Source organism: Olivibacter jilunii, from assembly GCF_900607235.1.
Classification (GTDB): Bacteria; Bacteroidota; Bacteroidia; order Sphingobacteriales; family Sphingobacteriaceae; genus Olivibacter; species Olivibacter oleidegradans.
The window spans coordinates 665,520-688,160 of sequence record NZ_LR027848.1; the positions used below are offsets into that span (position 1 = coordinate 665,520).

Annotated in this window: 16 protein-coding genes and 1 tRNA gene; 9 read left to right on the forward strand and 8 right to left on the reverse strand. The window is 41.9% G+C overall.

Annotation, left to right across the window (positions count from 1 at the left end; genetic code table 11):
• The first annotated feature begins 254 nt into the window (after nucleotides 1–254).
• The 6 genes from E0E36_RS02895 (at nucleotide 255) to E0E36_RS02920 (ending at nucleotide 8,827) form a co-directional block, all read left to right on the forward strand.
• Nucleotides 255–3,497, forward strand: a complete 3,243-nt coding sequence (locus tag E0E36_RS02895) for a SusC/RagA family TonB-linked outer membrane protein (RefSeq protein WP_242627112.1) — start codon at nucleotides 255–257, stop codon at nucleotides 3,495–3,497.
• 28 nt (nucleotides 3,498–3,525) lie between these two features.
• Complete coding sequence (locus E0E36_RS02900) at nucleotides 3,526–4,959, forward strand: RagB/SusD family nutrient uptake outer membrane protein (RefSeq protein ID WP_013664570.1); 1,434 nt, start codon at nucleotides 3,526–3,528, stop codon at nucleotides 4,957–4,959.
• A 38-nt stretch (nucleotides 4,960–4,997) separates the two neighbouring features.
• Nucleotides 4,998–6,650: an FAD-dependent oxidoreductase gene (locus E0E36_RS02905; RefSeq protein ID WP_130854653.1), complete on the forward strand. Its 1,653-nt coding sequence runs from the start codon at nucleotides 4,998–5,000 to the stop codon at nucleotides 6,648–6,650.
• A 130-nt stretch (nucleotides 6,651–6,780) separates the two neighbouring features.
• Entirely contained in the window at nucleotides 6,781–7,299 is a 519-nt protein-coding gene (locus E0E36_RS02910; protein WP_013664568.1) for a DinB family protein, read from the forward strand.
• A gap of 32 nt (nucleotides 7,300–7,331) precedes the next feature.
• Nucleotides 7,332–8,114 carry a helix-turn-helix domain-containing protein gene (locus E0E36_RS02915; RefSeq protein WP_130854654.1) on the forward strand — a complete coding sequence of 261 codons (783 nt, stop codon included), beginning with the start codon at nucleotides 7,332–7,334 and terminating at the stop codon, nucleotides 8,112–8,114.
• A gap of 86 nt (nucleotides 8,115–8,200) precedes the next feature.
• On the forward strand, nucleotides 8,201–8,827 hold the full coding sequence (locus tag E0E36_RS02920; protein ID WP_130854655.1) for an NAD(P)-dependent oxidoreductase: 627 nt from the start codon (nucleotides 8,201–8,203) through the stop codon (nucleotides 8,825–8,827).
• Here the strand turns inward: E0E36_RS02920 and E0E36_RS02925 are convergent.
• Both E0E36_RS02925 and E0E36_RS02930 read right to left on the reverse strand, forming a co-directional pair.
• Complete coding sequence (locus E0E36_RS02925) at nucleotides 8,820–9,326, reverse strand: hypothetical protein (RefSeq protein ID WP_130854656.1); 507 nt, start codon at nucleotides 9,324–9,326, stop codon at nucleotides 8,820–8,822. The two genes, E0E36_RS02920 and E0E36_RS02925, sit on opposite strands and share 8 nt — an antisense overlap.
• A gap of 9 nt (nucleotides 9,327–9,335) precedes the next feature.
• Nucleotides 9,336–9,917, reverse strand: coding sequence for a hypothetical protein (locus E0E36_RS02930; protein ID WP_130854657.1), 582 nt, complete (start codon nucleotides 9,915–9,917; stop codon nucleotides 9,336–9,338).
• 180 nt (nucleotides 9,918–10,097) lie between these two features.
• Here E0E36_RS02930 and E0E36_RS02935 point away from each other — a divergent pair.
• Nucleotides 10,098–10,171: transfer RNA gene (locus E0E36_RS02935), tRNA-Pro, on the forward strand.
• Between the two features lie 228 nt (nucleotides 10,172–10,399).
• Here E0E36_RS02935 and E0E36_RS02940 read toward each other — a convergent pair.
• The 4 genes from E0E36_RS02940 to E0E36_RS02955 all read right to left on the reverse strand — a co-directional run bounded on the left by E0E36_RS02940 (nucleotide 10,400) and on the right by E0E36_RS02955 (nucleotide 17,654).
• Nucleotides 10,400–11,908: a choice-of-anchor I family protein gene (locus E0E36_RS02940; RefSeq protein ID WP_130854658.1), complete on the reverse strand. Its 1,509-nt coding sequence runs from the start codon at nucleotides 11,906–11,908 to the stop codon at nucleotides 10,400–10,402.
• Nucleotides 11,909–12,079: 171 nt separating this feature from the next.
• The gene (locus E0E36_RS02945; RefSeq protein ID WP_130854659.1) at nucleotides 12,080–13,600 is read right to left on the reverse strand and encodes a RagB/SusD family nutrient uptake outer membrane protein; all 1,521 of its coding nucleotides are present in this window, start codon (nucleotides 13,598–13,600) and stop codon (nucleotides 12,080–12,082) included.
• A gap of 10 nt (nucleotides 13,601–13,610) precedes the next feature.
• Nucleotides 13,611–16,910, reverse strand: a complete 3,300-nt coding sequence (locus E0E36_RS02950; protein WP_130854660.1) for a SusC/RagA family TonB-linked outer membrane protein — start codon at nucleotides 16,908–16,910, stop codon at nucleotides 13,611–13,613.
• Between the two features lie 171 nt (nucleotides 16,911–17,081).
• Nucleotides 17,082–17,654, reverse strand: a complete 573-nt coding sequence (locus tag E0E36_RS02955; RefSeq protein ID WP_013664553.1) for a 4'-phosphopantetheinyl transferase family protein — start codon at nucleotides 17,652–17,654, stop codon at nucleotides 17,082–17,084.
• A gap of 41 nt (nucleotides 17,655–17,695) precedes the next feature.
• On the opposite strand from E0E36_RS02955, the gene E0E36_RS02960 reads away from it, so the two are divergent.
• Entirely contained in the window at nucleotides 17,696–18,994 is a 1,299-nt protein-coding gene (locus E0E36_RS02960; protein ID WP_130854661.1) for a cytochrome P450, read from the forward strand.
• 44 nt (nucleotides 18,995–19,038) lie between these two features.
• On the forward strand, nucleotides 19,039–20,970 hold the full coding sequence (locus E0E36_RS02965) for a non-ribosomal peptide synthetase (protein ID WP_130854662.1): 1,932 nt from the start codon (nucleotides 19,039–19,041) through the stop codon (nucleotides 20,968–20,970).
• A gap of 2 nt (nucleotides 20,971–20,972) precedes the next feature.
• On the opposite strand, the gene E0E36_RS02970 is transcribed toward E0E36_RS02965, so the two are convergent.
• Complete coding sequence (locus E0E36_RS02970; protein ID WP_130854663.1) at nucleotides 20,973–21,827, reverse strand: lysophospholipid acyltransferase family protein; 855 nt, start codon at nucleotides 21,825–21,827, stop codon at nucleotides 20,973–20,975.
• Between the two features lie 104 nt (nucleotides 21,828–21,931).
• The gene (gene def / locus E0E36_RS02975; RefSeq protein ID WP_130854664.1) at nucleotides 21,932–22,501 is read right to left on the reverse strand and encodes a peptide deformylase; all 570 of its coding nucleotides are present in this window, start codon (nucleotides 22,499–22,501) and stop codon (nucleotides 21,932–21,934) included.
• Nucleotides 22,502–22,641 lie beyond the last annotated feature (140 nt).

The following is a 22,641-nucleotide window of genomic DNA, read 5'->3' on the forward strand; positions in this document are numbered from 1 at the left end:
AATTATTAACCATTAAACAAAAAATGTGATGATAGCGTACCAAACTTAAGACCAATGAGCCCGTCGCATTTTGAATAAACCGGATAGTGCTAGTGACACCACCCGGTAGATTTGGATGCGCAATATCGCTTCCTTTAAGGAAGCAAAAGGATCTAACCGATTATATTACATCATTCAAACAGTACAAACATATGATTTTTTACGCATGTGTTAAAGGCTCGTTTTGGCCTTTAGCTTATCGATGGCTACTGATTATGAAACTAACAGTTTTCATTACACTTCTATCTGTGATGCAAGTAGTTGCAAGCGGTTTTGCTCAAACAATTACCTTAAAGGCAAAGAACATTCCCTTGTCGCACGTAATGCGTGTTATTCAGAAGCAAAGTGGCCACCCCTTTTTTCTTAATGGAAAAGATTTGGCAGAAAAAAAAGTAGAAGCAGATTTTAAAAATGTGCCGCTCAATAAAGCGATGGCCGATTTATTAAAGCCGTTGGCATTGGAATGGACATTCAAAGATGGCACGATTGTGATTAAGCAGAGTCAGCATCAGACCGGAAATGGAGACATTAATTTTGCAGATATACAACCGAAAAGCGTGAGAGGACGCGTGACGGATGAGCAAGGAAAGCCCATTGAACGGGTTACAGTTTTATTGAAAGGAACTTCTCTAGCCAGTTCTACGGACGTACAGGGGAACTATCAGATTAATTTAAGTAAAGAGGGGAGTATCCTTGTTTTTACCGCCTTAGGTTATGAAACCGTTGAGAAGCCAATTGATGGTTTAACAACAATTAATATCATGATGAAAGAATCGATAAGTGATTTGGATGAGGTTGTGGTAGTGGGGTATGGTACACAGCGAAAGCGCGATCTTACAGGAGCAGTCGCTTCCATAAAGGCCGAAGAAATAAGTCAAGTACCGGCTCCCAATATGATTCAATCACTCGCGGGTAGAGCATCGGGCGTTTATGTTTCACAAAACACAGGCTCGCCTGGAAGTCCTGTTAGTGTTCGTATTCGAGGTACAAACTCTATAAAAGGCAGTAATGAACCGCTCTATGTGGTGGATGGGTTTCCGTACTCCGGTTCCCCTTTACTATTGAACAATGCGGATATTGAATCGGTTGAGATTTTAAAAGACGCATCAGCAACGGCTATATACGGCTCTCGAGGTGCAAATGGCGTTGTTTTGATTACTACTAAAACAGGAAAGTCCGGCAAGATTAAAGTGGATTACGACGGGTATATCGGTATCCAATCTTTACGTAAAAAACTTGACCTAATGAATGCAACAGAATATGCGAATTTTTATAATGAACAGGCTGCTAATGATGGCTTGGCACCTCATTTCACAGCGGAAGAAATTGCTTCATTTGGCGAAGGGACAGATTGGCAAGATGTGGTATTCCGCAGTGCACCAATTATTAGCAATACGGTTACCATCAGTGGCGGAAATGATAAAACAAGATATTCTATTTCTGGAGGAAACTTCAAGCAGAACGGAATTATTGAGGGGAGCGATTATATGCGGAACTCCTTGCGTGTCAACTTAAACTCCGATATCAGTGATAAACTTAAATTCGATTTTAGCGGTATTTTGAGTCGCTTTGATGAAAACAGAAAGGAATCGGAGAAAGGAAACCGTGGTTCTACACTAATTTCAGCAGCGTTATCGGGCTATCCGACGATGCCTTTGTATAATGCAGATGGAAGTTATTCAAATCTAACAGAAGCCTATACCTGGGGATCGAACGTTATGGTGAATCCATTAAATTTTTTACATGAGGAGTCGGATAAAATAAAGTCGGATAATGTACTTGCCAATCTATCGCTAAGCTATGAGCCTATAAAGGGTTTAGTGTTTAAAACATTAGGTGGGATTGAAAATAGTAGTGATCGTAAAGATAGATACCGAACCACGCGATTTGTTAATTCTACCGGCCAAGCATGGATTGAGACCCCTCAAAATACCAGTATACTAAGCGAAAATACAGTGAATTATCGAAAGGATTTTGGTAAACACAATCTCAATGCTTTGGCGGGGTTCACGTATCAAAACTATGTTGCGAATACTTTTACTGCTTCAGGTACCGGGTTTATCAGTGATAATCAGGAAACGTATGACATCGGTGCGGCGGCCACGCAGAGTGTACCTAGCTCCTCTTATACGAAATGGAGTTTAATTTCTTATCTGGCGCGTGTAAATTACTCATTTGACAATCGCTTTTTAGCGACTATTAGTTTTCGAACAGATGGTTCTTCCCGTTATAGTGAAGGGCAAAAATGGGGTTACTTTCCTTCGGCGGCGCTTGCGTGGCGTCTTTCTGAGGAAGGGTTTATTAAGCGTATTCCAGCCATTTCGGATTTAAAAGTCCGAGTAGGCTACGGCGAAACCGGGAATACAGCTATCGATCCCTATTTTACGTTAAACCAGTTGGTTTCTAGCCAAGTAGTATTTGGTGATGCTTTGGTTCCGGCGTATTCACCAAGCGACCGCTTGGCCGGACCTTTGAAATGGGAGACAACATCCCAAACCGATGTGGGGATCGACTTAGGCTTACTTGACAATCGCTTGAGCTTAACCGCTGATTTTTATGTGAAGAACACACGCGATTTGTTGAATAACGTCACCTTACCGGCGTCACAAGGGTACAAGTACACTGTTCAGAATGTAGGCAAAATTCGAAACAGGGGGATTGATCTTAATGTAACAGGTGATGTTTTTAAAGGAGATTTTAATTGGCAGTTAAGTGGAAACATATCCTTTAATCGAAATAAAGTAATGGAACTATATGGCGGGAACGATATCTTGGGCGCGGCAATCGGAGCTGCATCGATCGACAATATCAATATTTTGCGGGAGGGCTATCCACTAGGGTCCTTTTATGGCTATGTCGAGGAAGGCTATGATGCGAACGGTTATATAGTCTATAAAGACTTCAACGGAAATGGAAGCAGAGATCAGGGAGATAAACAAATTATCGGCGATCCCAACCCAGACTTTACTTACGGTTTTACCTCTTCTATGTCTTATAAGGGTTTTGATCTCTCCATTTTTTTGCAAGGAAGCCAAGGCAATGATATTTATAATCTGAGTGCGCAAGGACAGGGATATGATTATGGGCAAGCCCTCAATATGTTGCGAGAAGTATATACCGACCATTGGACCCCAACAAATACCAATGCAAAATACCCCATTATCAAAACCAATTCACAGGCACAGGTATCCGATCGTTTTGTGGAAGATGGCTCCTTTTTTCGTGTGAAGAATATTCAACTTGCATACAATCTACCAACGGATAAATGGCAATTAAATTGGTTGTCGAGCGGACAGGTATATATAAGCGCGCAGAATTTATTCACAATAACCAATTACTCTTGGTATGATCCGGAGGTGAATTCCTATGGTGGAACTAATTCGATCGAGCAGGGTATAGACCACTATGTTTATCCAACTGCCAAGACAGTGACGTTTGGTATCAGGGCAAGTTTTTAATAGATGTCATTTAATTAAAGAGATCAACATGAAGAATTTAATAATAGGACTTGTAGGGTTGTTTGTTTTTTCGGCTTGCTCGGATGCCTTGACGGAGAAACCCAAATCACAAGCAGAAGACAATTTTTATAATACAACGGCCGAAGTAAAAGCGGCTGTCAATGCAATTTACGGGCCTATGCGGGAAGGGGATGCTTTTGGATTGAATTATCCCGCTCAGCTGGAGGGATTACCTGATTATGGATACTCAAGAGGTTCGCAAGCAGTGGTCAGTACCTATCAAGGATTAGATAACACGAATATCAATCGAGTATCCGTTGTGTGGGACAAACTATATCGTTCCATTCGAAATGCTAATATTGTTATTTCGAAGGTGCCATTAGCTACTGAAGTAAGCGATGAAGAAAAAACGCTTTATATTGCTGAAGCGAAATACCTTCGCGCAATGATGTATTTTTCATTAGTTCGCTGCTTCGGAGGATTACCCATTCGAACGGAAGCTAATATTGATATCTCGGATGTTCCCCGATCATCGGTGGAAGAAGTGTTCAATTTAATACTGCAAGATGCAACGGATGCAGAGGCCGGGTTACCACCAACAGTTCAAGACCTTGGAAGGCCAACTCTATGGGCAGCGAAGACCTTGTTGACAGAAATTTATCTATATCAGCAAAAATGGGAGCAGGCCGCGGCTAAATCGGAAGAGGTGATTTCTTCGGAAAGATTTGCTTTGGTTGAAGTTTCCACTCCCGATGATTTTCAAAAGATATTCGGTCCTGATGTGGTGAATACACCGGAAGAGATCTTTTATTTGAAATTTAATAGACAGCAAGGTTTCGGGCTGGTCAGCTATGCCCACCGCAAAACTTCAGAATACAATTACTACGGGCCCGGAGGAGTTTATGCCCAATATACAGATTCGTTGAAAAACCCTTTCATAAAAAATTGGGATCATGCTGATCTGAGAAAAGAACACATCTTATACAATGTGGATGTCGGTCTAGGACCAACAACATGCTTGTTTAGAAAATTTAGGGACCCCGATGCAACGGCAGGTGCCGCGAATGACTACCCTTGGTACCGTTACGCAGATTTATTATTATTTCATGCGGAAGCGGAGGCTCGAGCGAAAGGTGCTCCTACCGATGCCGCCATAGAAAGTCTAAACAAAATACATAGACGTGCTTATGGTTATCCATCAACGGTTGCATCGGCGATAGACTTTAAGATTCAGGATTTTAATCTCGATTCTTTTTTGGATAAAGTGATTGAAGAAAGGGGATACGAAACCATGTATGAAGGGAAACGTTGGCTGGACTTGGTGAGGCTTGGTATAGCGAAACAGCGTATCTTGGAAGTTAAAGGGATTACCGTTGCGGATAAAGTGATGCTATGGCCACTTCCAAATTCGGAGATATTATACAACAAAGCAATGGAAAGCGAACAGAATCCCGGTTATTAAGAGGAAAACTTAATTTTAAAATATATAGACACCCTATTATGAAAAAGACACTATTCAAGATTTATCTGCTATTAGCAATAGTTGGTTGCAGTTCTAAAAAGCAATATTATGAGGAAGCAGATATTATTATTTACGGCGGCACTTCTGCCGCCATTACTGCTGCGGTGCAAGCAAAGAAATCGGGTAAGTCGGTTATCGTTGTTTCTCCCGATACGCACTTAGGTGGCCTGTCTTCTGGCGGCCTAGGTTTTACCGACACAGGAGATAAGTCGGTTATTGGAGGCTTAGCCCGAGATTTTTATCATCGTGTTTATATGGCTTATCAGGACAGTGCTACATGGCGTTGGCAAAAGCAAGCGGAATACGGTAATAAAGGTCAGGGAACTCCGGCAATTGACGGTAATGCCCGCACCATGTGGATTTTTGAACCACATGTAGCCGAACAAATTTTCGAAAACTACGTAAAGGAATTCGATTTGGACGTGCGTAGGGACGAATGGCTTGATCGTGAGAAAGGGGTAGCGATGGAAGACGGCAAAATAGTGTCCATTACAACACTTGCCGGCAAGACCTTTCGTGGTAAAATGTTTATTGACGCAACCTATGAAGGAGATTTAATGGCTGCTGCAGGGGTAAGCTACCACGTGGGGCGCGAAGCCAACAGCCAATATGGCGAAAAATGGAATGGCGTACAAACAGGCGTGCTACATCATGGACATTACTTCAAGTCGAACATCAGTCCCTATAAAGTTCCAGGCGATTCAACAAGCGGCTTGCTCTTTGGTGTATCGAACGCCGATCCCGGTAAATATGGTGAAGGTGATAACAAAGTACAAGCCTATTGCTTCCGTATGTGTTTGAGTAATCATCCGGATAACCGTGTTCCTTTCCCTAAACCGGCCAATTATAATGCGGATAATTACGAGTTATTAGCACGGGTTTATGCTGCCGGCTGGCGAGAAACATTCCAAAAATATGATCCCATACCGAACCGGAAAACCGATACCAATAATCATGGTCCTTTCAGTACCGACTTTATTGGTATGAATTACGATTATCCGGATGCTAGTTATGAACGGCGTAAAGAGATTATCAAGGAGCATACCGATTATCAACAGGGTCTTATGTATTTCTTGGCAAACGACTCGCGCGTACCGGAAGATGTACGTCAAGAAATGGCACAGTGGGGGCTAGCCAAAGATGAATTTAAAGACAATGGAGGCTGGCCACATCAGATTTATGTACGGGAAGCACGAAGGATGATCGGTACCTATGTGATGACAGAGCATGATACCTTTAGTGAGCGCGAAATAAAAGATCCGGTAGGTATGGGCTCCTATGCCTTAGATTCGCATAATGTACAACGGTATGTGAAACCGGATGGTTTTGTTCAAAATGAAGGGGATATTGGTGTATCTCCAAAAAAAGGACCTTATCAGATTGCGTATGGGGCCCTTACGCCCAAAAAAGAAGAATGTAGCAATTTACTGGTGCCGGTTTGTGTATCAAGTTCACACATCGCCTTCGGGAGTATACGCATGGAACCCGTATTTATGATTCTTGGTCAAAGCGCATCCTTGGCTGCATCTTTAGCTATTGATAAAGGGATCGATGTACAGGAAGTCGCCTATGCCGATCTGGAAAAGCAACTAAAGCAAGAAAAGCAGGTATTGGAGAAGCCGGCTAAATAATATAAAACGAAAAGTACGCATTAATGCGTACTTTTCATTCGTCGCATTTTACGTCGCTTTTGTCGTAATCCTTCCCCGTTTGACGGTATAAACTTTCGTAAGTTTGTATTGGTCAGTATTGAAAATTATCATGAAAAGCAAACATCAGGAACTTGAGAATCTTTTTGAACAAGTTATGGCAGAAATGCTAGAGTTATTCGACTCAATGACGGAGCAACAGATGAATCGATGCTTGGTCATCGGAAAATGGACACCTGGTCAATTGGGGCTGCATTTGTACAAATCTTATGCTTCGATCTATACGATGAAAGGGACGACCATAGAAGCGAACAGACCAATTGATTTAAACCTACCACTGATAAAGAGTGTTCTTCTGAATTTCGAGAAGCAGTATCAAGCACCGCAGGAAGTGGTGCCGTCCGCTGATCGGATCGTAAAGAAAAAACTGATGCACGGTCTTCAACAGCGCGTCGAACAACATCGCGAAGTATGGCAGCAAGAAGATGTATCACGCTTATGCACAGATTTTGCTATCCCTCAATACGGCCCATTTACACGGTTGGAATGGTTGGGTTTTAATACGTATCATACCCTGCGACACCTGCAACAACTGACAGAGCAATTAGCCTCTTCCACGCGCAGCCTATGATTTAGCATTTCTTTTCTATATTCGCTTAGGTTATGGATCATCAAAAACTGCGAGCACCTGAATGTATATCCTTATTTGTAAACGATATCTGGATATATAAAGAAGATACCGTCAATGGGCAAGTCAACTTACCCTTCTTTGCCGATGGTTATCCAGGGCTCCTTTTTCAACAGACAAAAGAGGGCTTACTTATTAAGCCACATGGGAAATTGATGCCCCTATCTTTTTTGTATGGACAGACAATCCAACCGATTGAAATGCAGCTAACCGGGCCATACTTGCTTATTATATTTCGGCTTTATCCCTTTGTTTTCAAAAGTTTCTTTAATGTCGACCCGCAATCCATTAATGATGGCTGCTATGATTTAACGTCTTTTCGTGAAATAGATATGGCCTCGTTTAACGATAGATTGTTGGCTTATCGCACAGTGGACGAAAAGATAGAAGCCATTACGCAGCTTCTATCTTCATTGTTAGCACAAAAAAAGCAAAAGCTTGACTTAAAGATTAAACAAGCAATTGAGCGGATTATTCAAACGAACGGACAGGAAAGTATTCATGCAATTGCCTCTGCACTATATATCCATGGTAGGACCCTTGAAAGGCGCTTCATAAAAGAAACAGGCCTATCACCAAAGCAATTTGCCAAGATTATTCAATTTCAGGCGTCTTTTTCTCAACTTGCGCTCAAAGATTTTAAAAAGATGAATGAAATTGTTTATGAAAATGGCTTTGCCGATCAGTCGCACTTCATTCGCGTATTTAAGGCATTTACCGGCGAAACCCCACGAGTTTTCTCTCAACGGCCGGACTAGCTTTTGTCGTTTTTTTTCTATTTCTCAGACTGAGATACGCAGAAATTCGTGATATCATTTTGTGTTAAATTTAAAAAGGAATTATCATGAATTTAATTGTATTCGGATCTACCGGAAGTATAGGTACACTTATCGTAAAGCAGGCCCTTCAAGAAGGCCATCGCGTAACAGCCTTTACCAGAAGCCCTGAAAAGTTACAAGCGCCGGCATCTCCACTATTGCACATTTTCAAGGGAGATCTAACAGATAAAACAGCGATACAAGAAGCGGTTAAAAACCAGGAAGCCGTGTTATGCGCAATAGGCGATGGAAATAAAGGGAGTATCCGAGCAATCGGTACCAAAAATATAATTGACGCCATGAAGCAGGAAGGGATAAAGCGATTAATCTGTGAAACGACTCTTGGCCTTGGGGATAGTGCCGGAAACCTCAATTTTTTTTGGAAATACGTTATGTTTGGTATGCTTCTTAAAAAGGCTTTCAAAGATCATCAATTACAAGAGCAGCATTTAGTAGGCAGCGATTTAGATTATACAATTGTACGGCCTTCGGCTTTTACCGCGGGCGAGCGAACAGATCGTTATAAGATCGGCTTTGATAGCAAAGCAAAAGGACTGTCCTTGAAAATTTCTCGGGCGGACGTAGCCGGTTTTATGCTAAAACAGGTGACAAGCAATGAGTATATCAGGAAAGCCGTGAGTATATCTAATTAGATATACTCACAACGGATTTGTTTTTTTGTCGAAGATTTTTATCGTTGTTGAGTTGGAAAGGATCTGTGCTCACAGGATGGCTAAACGATTCTACAGGTATAGTTAAAGAAGGATTCTGTTTTAGCTTCTGAGATTTGCTGATATTGATTTTTTTGTTGTGTCTAGGCGGAAAATATTGCTTATCGGAATCCTTACTATCGGAAAAAGGATGATTGTCCTCTTTTTCTGAAGCAAGGGGCAAGGCAATGGTACTAACCGTGCCGTTGGCGTTAATGACGGATGAACCTGCAATTACGGAATGTGAACCGTCTGCGTTAACGATGATAGAACCATGAACAGTTGATACCGAACCGTTGGAGCTGATAATTGTGGATCCATTTTGTATGGAAATGGTTCCGTCTTGATTAACGATAACACCTTGAGCAAAGGAACTGAGGGTAAGAAGGGTCAGTCCGCTTAGTAGTAACCATATTTTTATTGATGTAAAGCGCTGCTTCATAAAAATTCGCTAATTGAAGAGAACACGTACGTTCTCCTGTCCATTACCATTAATTGACTTTATTTTACCTGCACGATGTTCACCATCAAATCGATCGTAATAATCAATTTCAACCAAGCCGATCGATTTTAATTTTCCTTTTTTTTCATTTCCACTGAATTGATCGTAATAGGTGACAGGTTGATGGCCGATCGATTTTATTTTGCCCTGAAATATGCCGTCAAAGCGGCCATAATAGTCGATTTGTATATCACCTATTTGTTTTACTTTTCCCCTTTTGGCTTCGTCATCGAAATTGTCGTAATAATCTATATGAACATTTCCGATTGATTTCATTTTTCCTATCTTTTCTTTGTTATCAAATTGATCATAATAATCGAAAGATACGGTCTCCTCCTCCACATGATTCCAAGTATTGATAAGCTGGCCATTTCCGTTTAGATCAACCTGCAATTCGGGATAGAATACGCGAATGTAGGCAATGCCATTGCTTGGATTCAGACGAACAGCGAGTTGAGGTTTTGTTTGGGCGATCGTCAATCGAACAAAAGCAACGAAACAAATCAGTATAATATAGATGGGTTTTCTCATAGATAGCTTTTTTTATTAGAGGTTTTCGGGTTGTTAAGGTTTAAATATGCTTGCAAATTCTTAGCATATGTAAACTTGTTGAACTGGCTAGACCATGAGAGAACAGGCTTTGCTAGACACTGTTTTTTTTAGACTATTGACAGATTTAGATCATTTCTCTAAGTTTGTTCTGTGAGTATTCGGGATGTAGCGCAGGCCGGTAGCGCGCTTCGTTCGGGACGAAGAGGTCGCAGGTTCGAATCCTGTCATCCCGACGGCCAAAAGGTGCTTGCAGAGCAAAGTTCGAGGTTCATTTACTAGATTCAAGCTTATTTGAAAACACGGTAAATGGATCTTGGACTAAGTAGAGGGGACGAAAGCTTTTTGGATATTCTCCCTCTTAAGAATCACTGAGTTAAGTGAGATAATCTTATCCATGCTGCATGCGAGAAAAAGAATAAGGCCTTCGTTTTGATCGGAAGGCCTCCGAGTTGAAAATTATTCTATATAGTATTAGGCGTATATACTTTTAGCACGCCATCTTCTTCACTACTCACTATTAACAAACTTTTCTTCGTTGGGCTGTCGGCCGCGGAAATGAATAAAACACCTTCCGGTGCGTCACCGGTTTTAAAGATTTGTAAAAAAGTTGGCGCGCTCGGATTCGTTACATCATAAACAGCAATGGCGTCAGCCCTTTCCATACCGATGAAAGCAATATCCTTATTTCCCACCCTTCCAAGGGTGATACCTTCAGGTTCTACGCCTTTATCATCGCTGCGGTCGTCATCGTAATAGCCAGCAGCATTAGCTTTTACCTCCAATTCGTTTTTACTATCGTAGACCATTTCGCCGGTCGTGCCATTCCATACACTAAAAGAACGTGCACCCAAAGAATAAAGGGCTTCGTATAAGCCATCCTTGTTGCTATCTCCCAAGGTAGTAGTAACATTCAAACGACCAAGTTGCGCATCCTGTTTAAGCTCCTGCTCGTTTGGAAATACAGCAGGATCGAGACTCATATTTTTTATTCGTTTGAGTTCTTCTATTGCATCGTATTCCCGCGCGTCGCCTTCATTAACCGTAAATAAAAATGGAATGCTTCCCGTCTGCAACACAGCAATGGCGTCGGGCATGTAGATTCCTTTCACCGGACAGGGCTTAAACGCGACAGTACCATCTTCATTGGACGGGTCTATTGCGTTTGCTTCAACATTGTAATCTTTAAAACCTAAGGGGAATATATTCGTGGCCGTTTTAGTCGCCAAATCAATTTTGGCAATGGCATTGTTTTCTTGTAAGGTCACCCAAGCCGTTTTTGAGTCCGGTGAAATGGTGATGTATTCTGGTTCTATGTCTTGCGCAAAAGAAGCACCGGGACCGAAAATGCGAAATCCTTTTTGTTGCAAAGCCGCTTGCTCCGATTCAAAACGGCTAAAATCTACATTGACAACCTGATAATTATCCTTCACACTAACAATAGACACCGAACCGACGGGATCAAGGCTATAATCGGAATTGGGTTCACCTTCGTTAGCTGTAAGAATATAATTGCCATCAGGGCTGAATGTCACCATATCAGGCAAAGGGCCGGTGCTTACGGTTTTTATTTCTGAATAATCGTTGGTATTATATACCGTTACCCTTCCGGGTTGTTGTTTGTCGGGCGATTCAATGGCCGCAGCCAACAAACCGTTCTTTACGGAAACACTATTTACCGCGCCGCTGTTAGTTGGAATAGAATGAATGATAGTCATCTTGGAAGGGTCAGCTATATCAATGACATCAATCTTATTTATTTCGCCATTGTTTACAACAAATAATCGTTGCATTGAAGGGTCATAGGCACTGATTTCTGCTGCGCCCGTATCGCCGATATCCAAAGTCCCGATTTCGGTAAATGAAGCAGGGTCTTCTTGCTGACCGGGCTCGTTTCCATTTGCATCGTCATCTTTCGAACAGGCATTTAGTATTACGATGAGAACAAAAGGCAGTAAATGTTTAAATTTCATAATTGTATCAAGGCTTTATTAAAACTAGGCAAGAGTAAAGAAGAAAGATGAACCTATTGTTAACATAGCGTTGCTAAATTGTTGCGACAAGTAAAACGGCTGATAAATGGAGAAGTCTCCTATGCTTCTTAGCGAAAACAAGGAGACTTCTTTTAAGATGGGTCAATGTGTTTAGTAACCAGGGTTTTGATACATTTTTTCCGGATCCAGTTGATATTCATCATAAGGAATTGGAAAATACCGGTCTTTGGTACCGATGTTATTCAAATTAGCCAAACCGTAATCACTTTGGTTTTTGGATTTAAAATAAGCAACTAGTTCTTCGGCAGTATAATTTCGGATCAAATCGAACCAGCGATGGTTTTCAAAAGCCAGTTCTACACGACGTTCGTGCAGAATGGCTTCTTTTAAGGTTGGATACTTTGTGGCATAAGCCGTATTTCGCATGGCCTCCTGATAGGAAGGCATGCCAGCGCGTGCTCTAACCTGATTCAATAAAACGATCGCTTCGCTATCTTTACCTAATTTCATTTTAGCCTCCGCCAGTAATAACATGATGTCGGCATAGCGGATCACGATCCAATCATTTCCACCCCAGCCTTGTGCACCAGCTGCCGGACTGGTATCTCTAAATTTAGTAATAAACCAATCGCTTACTTGCGGATCCGCAGCGAATTTCACAGAGAAGTCTTTTCTGAGGTCGCCTTGTTCGTAGTCATTCACTAAATCACGTTTAGCCATACCTCCCGATCCTGTAGATGGTTTTAAGGAGTTGATGGTCTCTCCTTTTGCTTGATTATTGCGTGCAATAGCAGAGGAATAATTTTGATCACCTTGTAGGTATTGAATCTGGAAGACCAACTCCTTACAGGTGTTTTTCTTATTTACATCAAATACATCGGTATAGGGAATCTCTTGTAATTCGCCAAAACTGCGCATGTTGTAGGCCGCCGAAAGATAAGCCTCTGCCTGTTGAAGATTTGCTTGCGGATTTTCGCTCAAGGTAGATCCCATAGTTAAGTAGACTTGGCCAAGCAGCGCATTGATAGCCGCTTTGGAAACCCTTCCAACGGCGTAATCCCATTGCTCATTGGGCAAGTTGCTGTCCAAAGCCTCGGTTAGGTCTTTTATAATCTGTCCATATACTATACGTTCCTCTTGTCGATAGGCAATTGCCGATACTTCATCCGTTGTTGTAGGAGGAACTGTTGTTAAAGGAATAGCACCCCATTTCCGCACCATATGGAAATATAGAAGTGCGCGGATAAATTTAGCTTCGGCCATATAGCGTTTTTTGGTGTCTTCATTTGAAAAAGACACTCCATCAATATGAGCCAGTAAGGTGTTGCATCGGGCAATTCCATCATACATGTTTACCCAATGCGTTTTTAGATAAGAATTGCTCGGGAGCAAGGAAAAATCATTGAACTGAAAAGGTTCGCCCGAGTTGGACTGATTATCGTTAGTTCCGGTATTATCTGAACGTTGTTCACTATAGAGGCTGCTGGTTTCCCCAATGGTATTTCCACTGCGGAGCGCCTGGTATAAACCATTAACAGCCAATAATACATCGTTCTCTGTTTTAAAATAGTCATCTATTAATGTTGCATTCGGATCTTTTTGATCCAGAAAGTCTTTACTGCAAGAGCCTAATGTCATGATCGCAATAGGCAAGATATATTTCCACTTCATGGTGTGCTATTTAAAAAGTTACTTTTAATCCCAAGTTATAAGAGCGAACCAACGGATATAGGCCATAATCTACTCCAGGTGTTAGGTTGGTGGCATTTTTACCGTTATTATAATCAGGCTCCGGATTATAACCTTTGTAATCCGTAATCGTAAATGGATTATCTACACTGGCAAAGAATCGAGCACCGGATATTTTTAAAGAAGAAATCCATCTCTCCGGGAAGGTAAAGCCAACCATGATATTGGTCATTCTCAAGTACGATCCGTCTTGCAGATAGAAATCAGATAAACGCGTGCTATTACTCTGGGTGCCTGCTCTGGATGCTCGGTATACCTTTCCGTTGCCGGGACTTGCTGCTGAACGCCAGCGTTGATCAACATCGGCATATTGATTACCGGATCCCTCCATATTATAGAGGTAATAATCATAGCCATCAAGAATTTTATTTCCCTGAGAGCCATTAAAAGACGCCCTTAAGTCGAATTTTTTATAACGTGCACTAATAGCAAAACCATAAGTGAAGTCGGGATAAGGACTACCGATAATCTGTTTATCACTATCGTTGACGATACCATCACCGTTGATGTCTTCAAAGTAAAGATCGCCCGGATGCATCGGATTCGATTGAGCCGCAGAAGGAGCCACCTGTTGGTAATTTTCCTCGTTCGCTACACCGAGTACTTTGAACCCCCAGAACATACCAACGGGCTGACCCTCCTGGGTAACGTGGGTGATATAAGAACGTTCGGCACCGTTCACATAGATGGTAGAAGCTCCTCCTAAATCCAACACCTTATTCCGGTTTACGTTAATGTTTCCGCTGAACGAAAGATTAAAATCCTGTTTTTGAATGAGTGCGGCATCAACCTGAAAATCAAAACCCTTGTTCTGCACCTTACTGTCTTTCAAATTGGTTAAGATAGAAGAGGTTCCTGATACTGCCGAAATGGGTTGATTAAATAGCAGGTTATACGAGCGACTTAGGTAAACGTTTGCTAAGAAGTTCACTCGGCCATTCAGAATGCCCACATCCAAGCCGGCATTATATTGCGAAGTAGACTCCCAACTCAAGTTCGGGTCCTTTAAATCGTCGGGCCAATAAGCTGTTGCCACTTGACCGCCTATAATCGCCCCTCCCGGCGCATTATAAGCCGTTAAGGCTTCGTAGTCGCCAATGTTATTATTTCCACTCAAGCCCCAGCTTGCTCTAACTTTTACCGACGACCCCATACCTAACCAGTCATTATAAAAGTCTTCGTTCGAGAGTGTCCAACCTCCCGATACAGATGGAAAATAGCCCCATTTATTATTAGGACCAAAACGAGAAGAACCATCTGCACGGAAAGTTCCCTGTAAAAAGTATTTCGACTTATAATTGTAACTTACCCGGCTGAAATAGGATTGTAGTGTAGTACGTTGTTTATAAGCCTTTTCTAACCAAAAGTTTGTTGGTGCGGCTCCTTTATCCGTGATTTCACCAATGGCATCGCTTTGAAAACCATTAGCCCTTACCGAAGTGAAATCTACATCTGTTTGCTGTGCGGAATAACCGATCAACGCGTCGAGGTTATGATCGCCGAAAGATCTTTTATAATTTAAGGTCGCTTCTCCCAGTATATCCAGATCGCCTTGGTTATCTGCCTGTGCATAGGCCGCATTAATGGCCTGTGGCGAATACGGAGCATAGTTACCATCGCTTAGGCTGGTCGGTTTATAATAATCGTATTTTTCGTTATACGTTGTTATGCCACCATTTACTCTTAGCCGAAGGCCCTCGATAATGTCAAAATTAGCAAAGGCATTATACAAAGACCGGCGCTCCTTGCGATTATCTTTCACCATGGAAACATAAGCAAGTGGATTTTCAGGATTCTGAATACCATAATTTTGCGCAGAAAGTTCTGCCATCTGGTATTGAATGGGATTACCCTTTTCATCCCGCGCCGGAAGGTAAGGCAGGTAAAGCAGGGCTGCCATGGACGGACTTTGGTTGTAACGACCGGTACCAACTTCATTGTTATCATTATAAGTAAAGGCAATATTCGCTCCTACTTGTAATCTTTTGCTGATCTGTGCATCAATATTACTGCGAAAGTTGAAGAGCGTTTGGTCGGTACCAAGCATAATGCCATCTTGCTTTTGATAAGATCCGCTGACATAATAATGAACTTTTTCGCTACCTCCGTAAAACGATAAATTATGTCGTTGAAAAGGCGCATTGCGATAGAGTTCGTCCTGCCAATCGGTATCGTATTGAGGCGCTTTGGCCTTTCCTGTTGAAAAATCATATATATCGACAGGAATCTGTACGGATCCTGCATTTCCAACTAGTTTCACCCGCGTAGCATTATCATCCAATAGCATATTGTCTGACCAGGTTTTACCCGAGTTGATTACCAAGTCTTTATAGGCGTTGTTACGTCCATCGATCAATAAGTCAATGAACTGAGAGGCATTTAGGAGGTCTACTTTCTTTGAAAGTTGACCAAAGCCGGCTTGCACATCGTAATCAACATGACTGGTGCCTTCTTTTCCTCTCTTAGTCGTAATCAAAATAACACCACCGGCTCCGCGGGATCCATAAATAGCGGCAGAGGCAGCATCTTTAAGTACGTCTATGGATTCAATGTCATTGGGATTAATGTTGATATTGTTGCCGGCAGGATATCCATCAATGACATATAAAGGATCCGAGCTGGCATTGATAGACCCAATACCTCTTACTCTGATCCGAGTACTGTTATAGGGTGCTCCACTGGTTTGGGAAACCTGCACACCGGCCAATTTACCTACTAACGCTTGGCCAAGCTTTGGCGCTGTTAGGTTTAATTCGTCACTCTTCACGCTCGAAATCGCACCCGTTACATCCGATTTCCTGACCCGTTGATAACCAATGGAAACAGTCACTTCTTCCAATTCATTGGCACTGGCATTCAAACTTACTATTAACGGAGTATTTCCTTCTTCTACAAGAACTTCTTTGGTTTCGTAGCCAATATAGGTAAAAACCAAAGTTGCCCCTACCGGTGCATTCAAAGAAAAATTACCGCTACCATCCGTTGTTGTACCGTTTGAAGATTTGTTTTTCTCTCTTATGCTTACCCCGGGAATAGGCACTTGCCGATCATCAGTAACGGTTCCTTTTACGGTTTGCTGCATTGCTTCAACCGGTTGCTTTTCTTTTAACGACCTCCCTGTCATTGCCATGGAAGGACTCGCAGCGAGACTGCAAAGTAGCATAAGCCCTGCTTTAGTAGGCAAAGGTCCTCGCTTCTTTAGTATACTGCTAAATCGTTTTTGTAAATACATATCAAATTGCGTTGTACATTAAGTTAGGTGTAGTTTTTACACTTACGCAGGCAAAGTTGATGTTTAGGTGTTATATTGATGTTAGGTGTATATTAAGTTAAGGCTGTTGCTTTTCTTTTTTAACATGGAAAGATTGCGGCCGCAAAAAAGAGGATATAATTACGGAAGCATTTACCGTATTAAGGAGCATTTGGCGGCGTAGTATTCAGGAAGCACCTCTATTTCCTGCAAGAGGAAGGCATAATCTGCAAAAGTTCCTTTGTTCGCTGAGTCCCATATTATGTCTTGACAATAATTCATATCACCCCAGCCAAACATTTTGAGGACTGCTTCCTGGTGCACCCAAGCCTTTATCCAATTTTCGACACCGGTGAAGAAAAGTAGTTTTTTATTAAGGTGTATTTCGGGGATGATAGGCGAACGGGCTTGGCGATGCTCAATATCAAGCCCCAAGGAATGATCACCTAAACCTACTAACACCATTCCGCAGGCATGTGCTATAGAAATATGTAAATTTCTATCCCTAAAATAGGGTTTCCCCTCAGCGGTATACATAATATCCTGAATTTGGCACTGACTGTCAATTTTACGTAATAAATCTGACAACAATTTGAGTCCTAGTAGCGACTCCAGTTTTCTGTCCGTATTTTTAGTTTTAAATATCAAATGATTTGACGGGAAAAATCGGCTATAGGGGAGTAATATTTCCCTGTCGTATTCATGAATATGTGCATATTTTTCCATAAGGCTTCGTAAAAATAAGCTTTTAAATTAAACGGTAGATCATGGACCTGCTAACAGATAAAAATATTCCTTTTGGTCCCAAAGAGGCATCGGAAGTCGAGGAAGGGCCTCAGGCCTTATCGAACATCTTGAATTTATTTCATCAATACGGCGATATATATAAGATTTACTCTGAAAGACGGAATAATTATACCTATGTAATTTCTGATCCTGAAATGGTGAAGCATGTTTTGATCACCAATAACAGAAATTACGAAAAAGGCGTCGGCATAGACCGAGTAAAGATCTTATTGGGCAATGGGATCATGGTAAGTGAAGGCGATTATTGGAAAAGACAGCGACGGATGATACAACCCGCATTTCACAAACGAGTGATAGCCAAACTGACTGATGATATTGCGCAAGCCAACGAAACGATGTTATCGAACTGGTTGACCGGCAACAAAGAGATAAACCTAACGGCAGAATTGAGTTCGGTAACTTTGCGCATCGTACTACAGGCATTGTTTTCAGTTGATTTTCAACAATTGGAAAAACGCGAAGGAGTAAATCCCTTTGCGCTGCTTACCGAAGTTCACGAACGTAATCTCGTATTTGCCATGAAATTTAGGGCTTTGGCGAAAACCATTCAAGAGATTATCAATCTTCGACGCAAGGAACGTCGGGTTGAAGAGGATTTTCTTTCGATGATTATGGAAGCTAAAAATGACGAAGGGCAAGGAATGTCTGATAGGGAAATTATAGATGAAATGATGACCTTAATTGTTGCCGGTCACGAGACGACAGCCAGTGCGTTGACCTGGGCTTGGTACTTATTACATAAGCATCCGGAGGTTTATGCGAGAGCGAAACAGGAAGCCTTGCAAGTGCGAAACGTCCATTTGCGATTTCATCATTTAGAGCAGCTACCCTATATTAGGCAGGTTATTGAGGAAACCATGCGACTTTATCCACCCGGGTGGCTTCTTACCAGACGCGCTATGCAGGACGATGTCATTGGTGGATATCATGTGCCTCCGAAAACCGATATATTCATATCTCCATATGTTATCCACCGACATCCTAGGTATTGGGAACAACCGGACCTATTTAATCCCGAACGCTTTGATGCTTCTTACCGAAGGGAAAGACATCGCTTTGAGTATTTTCCTTTTTCGGGGGGGCCACGTCAATGTATTGGCGATTTTTTTGCTCTGGTAGAGATGCAGTTGCATCTCGCCTTGATTCTTCGCACTACAGATATGGAGATTTTGGTGGATGAGCCAATAAGCATGGAAGCTCAAATAAATTTAAGACCTGATAAGCCCCTCTTTGCCCGATTGATAAACCCAAGGAACTAATGCCGGAGCTATTATCATTCCCTGTTGAAATAGAATTTTTTTAAATGAAGACACTTGTAGATACGATTATAAGTAATAAAGAACCAAATGCACGTATACACTTTATCCGAGGTGCAGAGGAAGAGTTTGCCCTGTCATATGAAACATTAAAGCAGCGGGCATTGGGCTTACGCGCCTTTTTGCACGGCCAGGGTGTGACCCAAGGCGATGAGATCATCTTATTGAGCCAACGGAATGAGGCATTCATAGAGGGTTTTTGGGCCGCCATATTGGGCGGTAATCCGGCCATTCCGCTTGCTTTCGGAATTTCCGATGAACATAAATGGAAACTCTTTCGGATATGGCAACAATTGCAGTCCCCGTGGTTACTCTTAGATGCAACACAAAAGGAACGATTGGAAAAATTTGTTGCTCTAAATGGTTTGAACGGCCTTTGGCAAAGTGTTCAGAAGAAAAGTATTGTGATTGAAGAAATACCGCCCTTAATTGTCGCTGACGACTTTATTGCTGTAGAAGAAACTGATACGGCAATTATTCAGTTTTCATCTGGCACAACCAGCTCGCCTAAGGGGATTGTTCTAAGCCACAAAAATATATTAACCAATATTCGTGGGATTATCAAGGGCATGGCGATGACGGAGGCGGATAGTACATTTAGTTGGATGCCGCTCACACACGATATGGGACTTATCGGTTTTCATCTAACCCCTTTCGTGCAGGGTGTAGATCAGTATTTAATGCCCACGGATTTATTTATCAGAAGACCGTGGCTGTGGTTTCAGAAAATCAGTCAAGTGCGTAGTACCGTTACTTGCTCTCCGAACTTTGGTTATCAACATTATTTGAGTGCTTTGGAGAGAAACCAATCACAAGATGCCTTAGCCCTCAATCACGTTCGTCTAATATTTAATGGTGCAGAGCCCATTGCGGTCCCTTTAGTGCAGCAATTTTTAAAAAAAATGCAGATTTATGGACTTAACGATACGGCGATGTTCACCGTTTACGGATTGGCTGAAGCGAGCTTGGCTGTCGCTTTTCCCGAACCGGGTAAACGTTTTCGTTATGTAACGCTTGATCGAGAGCGGCTGCAAATGAATACACAAGTGCAATATACAGAGAATGGCGTTTCATTTGCTGTCGAGGGAAAGCCTATTGCCGGTTGTTTTGTTCGAATTGTAGGGCCCGATCAGTCAAATTTGTCGGCTAATCATATTGGTAAAATCGAGATAAAAGGCGAGAACGTAACGAAAGGTTATTTGAAGCAGGAAGAGCTCAATCGCGAAGTTTTCCACGAAGATTGGCTAGATACGGGAGATTTGGGCTTTCTTACGACCGATGGGGAGTTGGTCGTTACGGGAAGATGGAAGGACATTATCTTCGTAAATGGACAGAACTATTATCCTCATGACCTTGAGCAAATATTACAAAGCAAAGGCGTAACGGGAACAGGGAGAGTCGCTGTAACTAGTGTGAGGGGAGAGGGTGAGGAACGGGATAAAATATTGGTTTTTATACTATATAAGGGGAGGCTGCCGGATTTTGTTCCGATCATCAATGCTGTAAAGGGAGTGGTAAGTGAGCAACTTGGAATTGAAGTGCAGGAGGTGCTTCCGATAAACCAATTACCGAAAACGACGAGCGGAAAAATTCAACGATACCAATTAAGTAGTAGATATCAACAGGGGGATTTTAATCAGGTGATTCAAGAGCTTTTAGAATTGAGCGCTATGGATGACGAAGGCCAACAGGGAGTGAGCACAATAGAGAAAACCTTAAAAGGAATTTGTGACGGACTATTAGCCAATAAACGAATCGACTTAGATGAAAATATTTTCGAAATTGGTACCACTTCATTGGTGCTTGCACAGATTCACCAGCAGATCGAAGAGATTTACCCGGGGAAAGTGGAAGTGACCGACTTTTTTGATTATCCAACTATTCGGCAACTAGCAAGCTATATAAATGGGAAAAAATGACACTATTCGTAAGCGCCGCGCGCATACTTCCATCTTTTATGCGTCCATAGCCAATTATCGGGATGCTCTTTAAGGAGCTCCTCAACCTTCTCGATATAGGTTGGCATGATTTCCTTTTTGAGATAGTCATAAGGAGGTTCGGCTATTTTCTCTATGGAAACAGTGTACCGGCCTCTTCCAATTTTGCGTGTTCTCAGGAAGAAGACCGGAAGCTTGGTAAACTTGGGCAGCGATTCCGCTCCCGGGTAAAAAGCGGTTTCTTGCTGCAAAAAATGCGCCCAATACTTGTCTGTTACATGTTGAGGGGGGCGTTGATCTGCCACCATGGCAATAATCCGCTTCTTTTTGATTCGCTTGATAAGTGTCGGTAAGGCCTCGTCTTTCGGGATAGGTAAACCGCCAAAGCGGCTTCGTATGGCAAGCAACAGCGATTCTACCCGCTTATTGTTAACAGGCATGTATATGGCATCGATGGGCGTTTCAAAGGCAAGGCAACCGGATAAAAGTACCCACTCCCAATTGAATTGATGAGCTGTTAAGACGATAACCGATTTATCTTGATCAAGATATTCACGAATGCTTGCGGTGTTTCTAAAATCGACACGCTTTCTAAGTTGGGCCTCGGAAAGATTAGACGCTTTTAGCGTTTCTACTAGCCAGTCAGCCATGTGTTTATAAAATTTCCTCGCAATCTTGCTTAGTTCTTTCCGTTCTTTATCCGGGAATGCTTTGGAAAGGTTGTCGAATACTACCTTGCGACGATATTTGACTATACTGAACGCGATAAAGGCTAAGCAATCAGATAAAAGATATAGTACCGAAAGCGGTAGTTTTTTAAGGATATTCAAAAGAAACATATGCGCTCAGAATTTAGAAGGAAGCTCCTTACACCCATAATTTTTGTTGAAATTAGGGTAAATACCAATACCTTCGGTAAGGGAATCGTCATAAAACACCGATGTTAATAACGCATGGGATAGCCGGGATTTATGCGACCATTTCGGATTTTGTTCAATTTTTTATTTATCATTAGTTTCTGCAATTCGCTTAGATAGTCAATCGGTAATTTTCCAAGTATATGGTCATATTCATGTTGTATGATTCGTGCCGTTCTGCCATAAAAATAATCGGTATGTAGTTGAAAGTTTTCATCCAAATAGGTCATTTTAATCCAAGAGAATCTTTTTACGGGGAAGCTAATGCCAGGTATACTCAGACAACCCTCCTCATCCAGTTCCATTTCGTCGGAATGGGCCATGATTTTCGGATTGATAAAAGCTTGCCGTATGCCTGGGTAGTCTTTTTGCGCCATATCCTCGGTATTAACGCTGGAAAAGCTAATTCGACTATCGACTACAAAAAGTTGTATGTTTTCATTGACTTGTGGAGCTGCCAAGCCTACACCCGCGGCATTATCCAGGGTTTGCCAGAGATTTTTTATGAAAGAGTTTAAATCCGGATATGATGGGGAAACAGTTAGACAGGCTTTTCTTAAGTTTGTAGCCCCATATGCTAAAATTGGTAATATCATCTTTTTCTTTACAAAATTACTTGGGTTGGCCGCATAGTGATAGTAAAAAATAGACAGTTCTCAGATCGTACACTATGGATAGTTTTAAAGGAAAACCAGTATCTTTGTAGCGATATGCCCGTGGAGTTACTTAGACATAT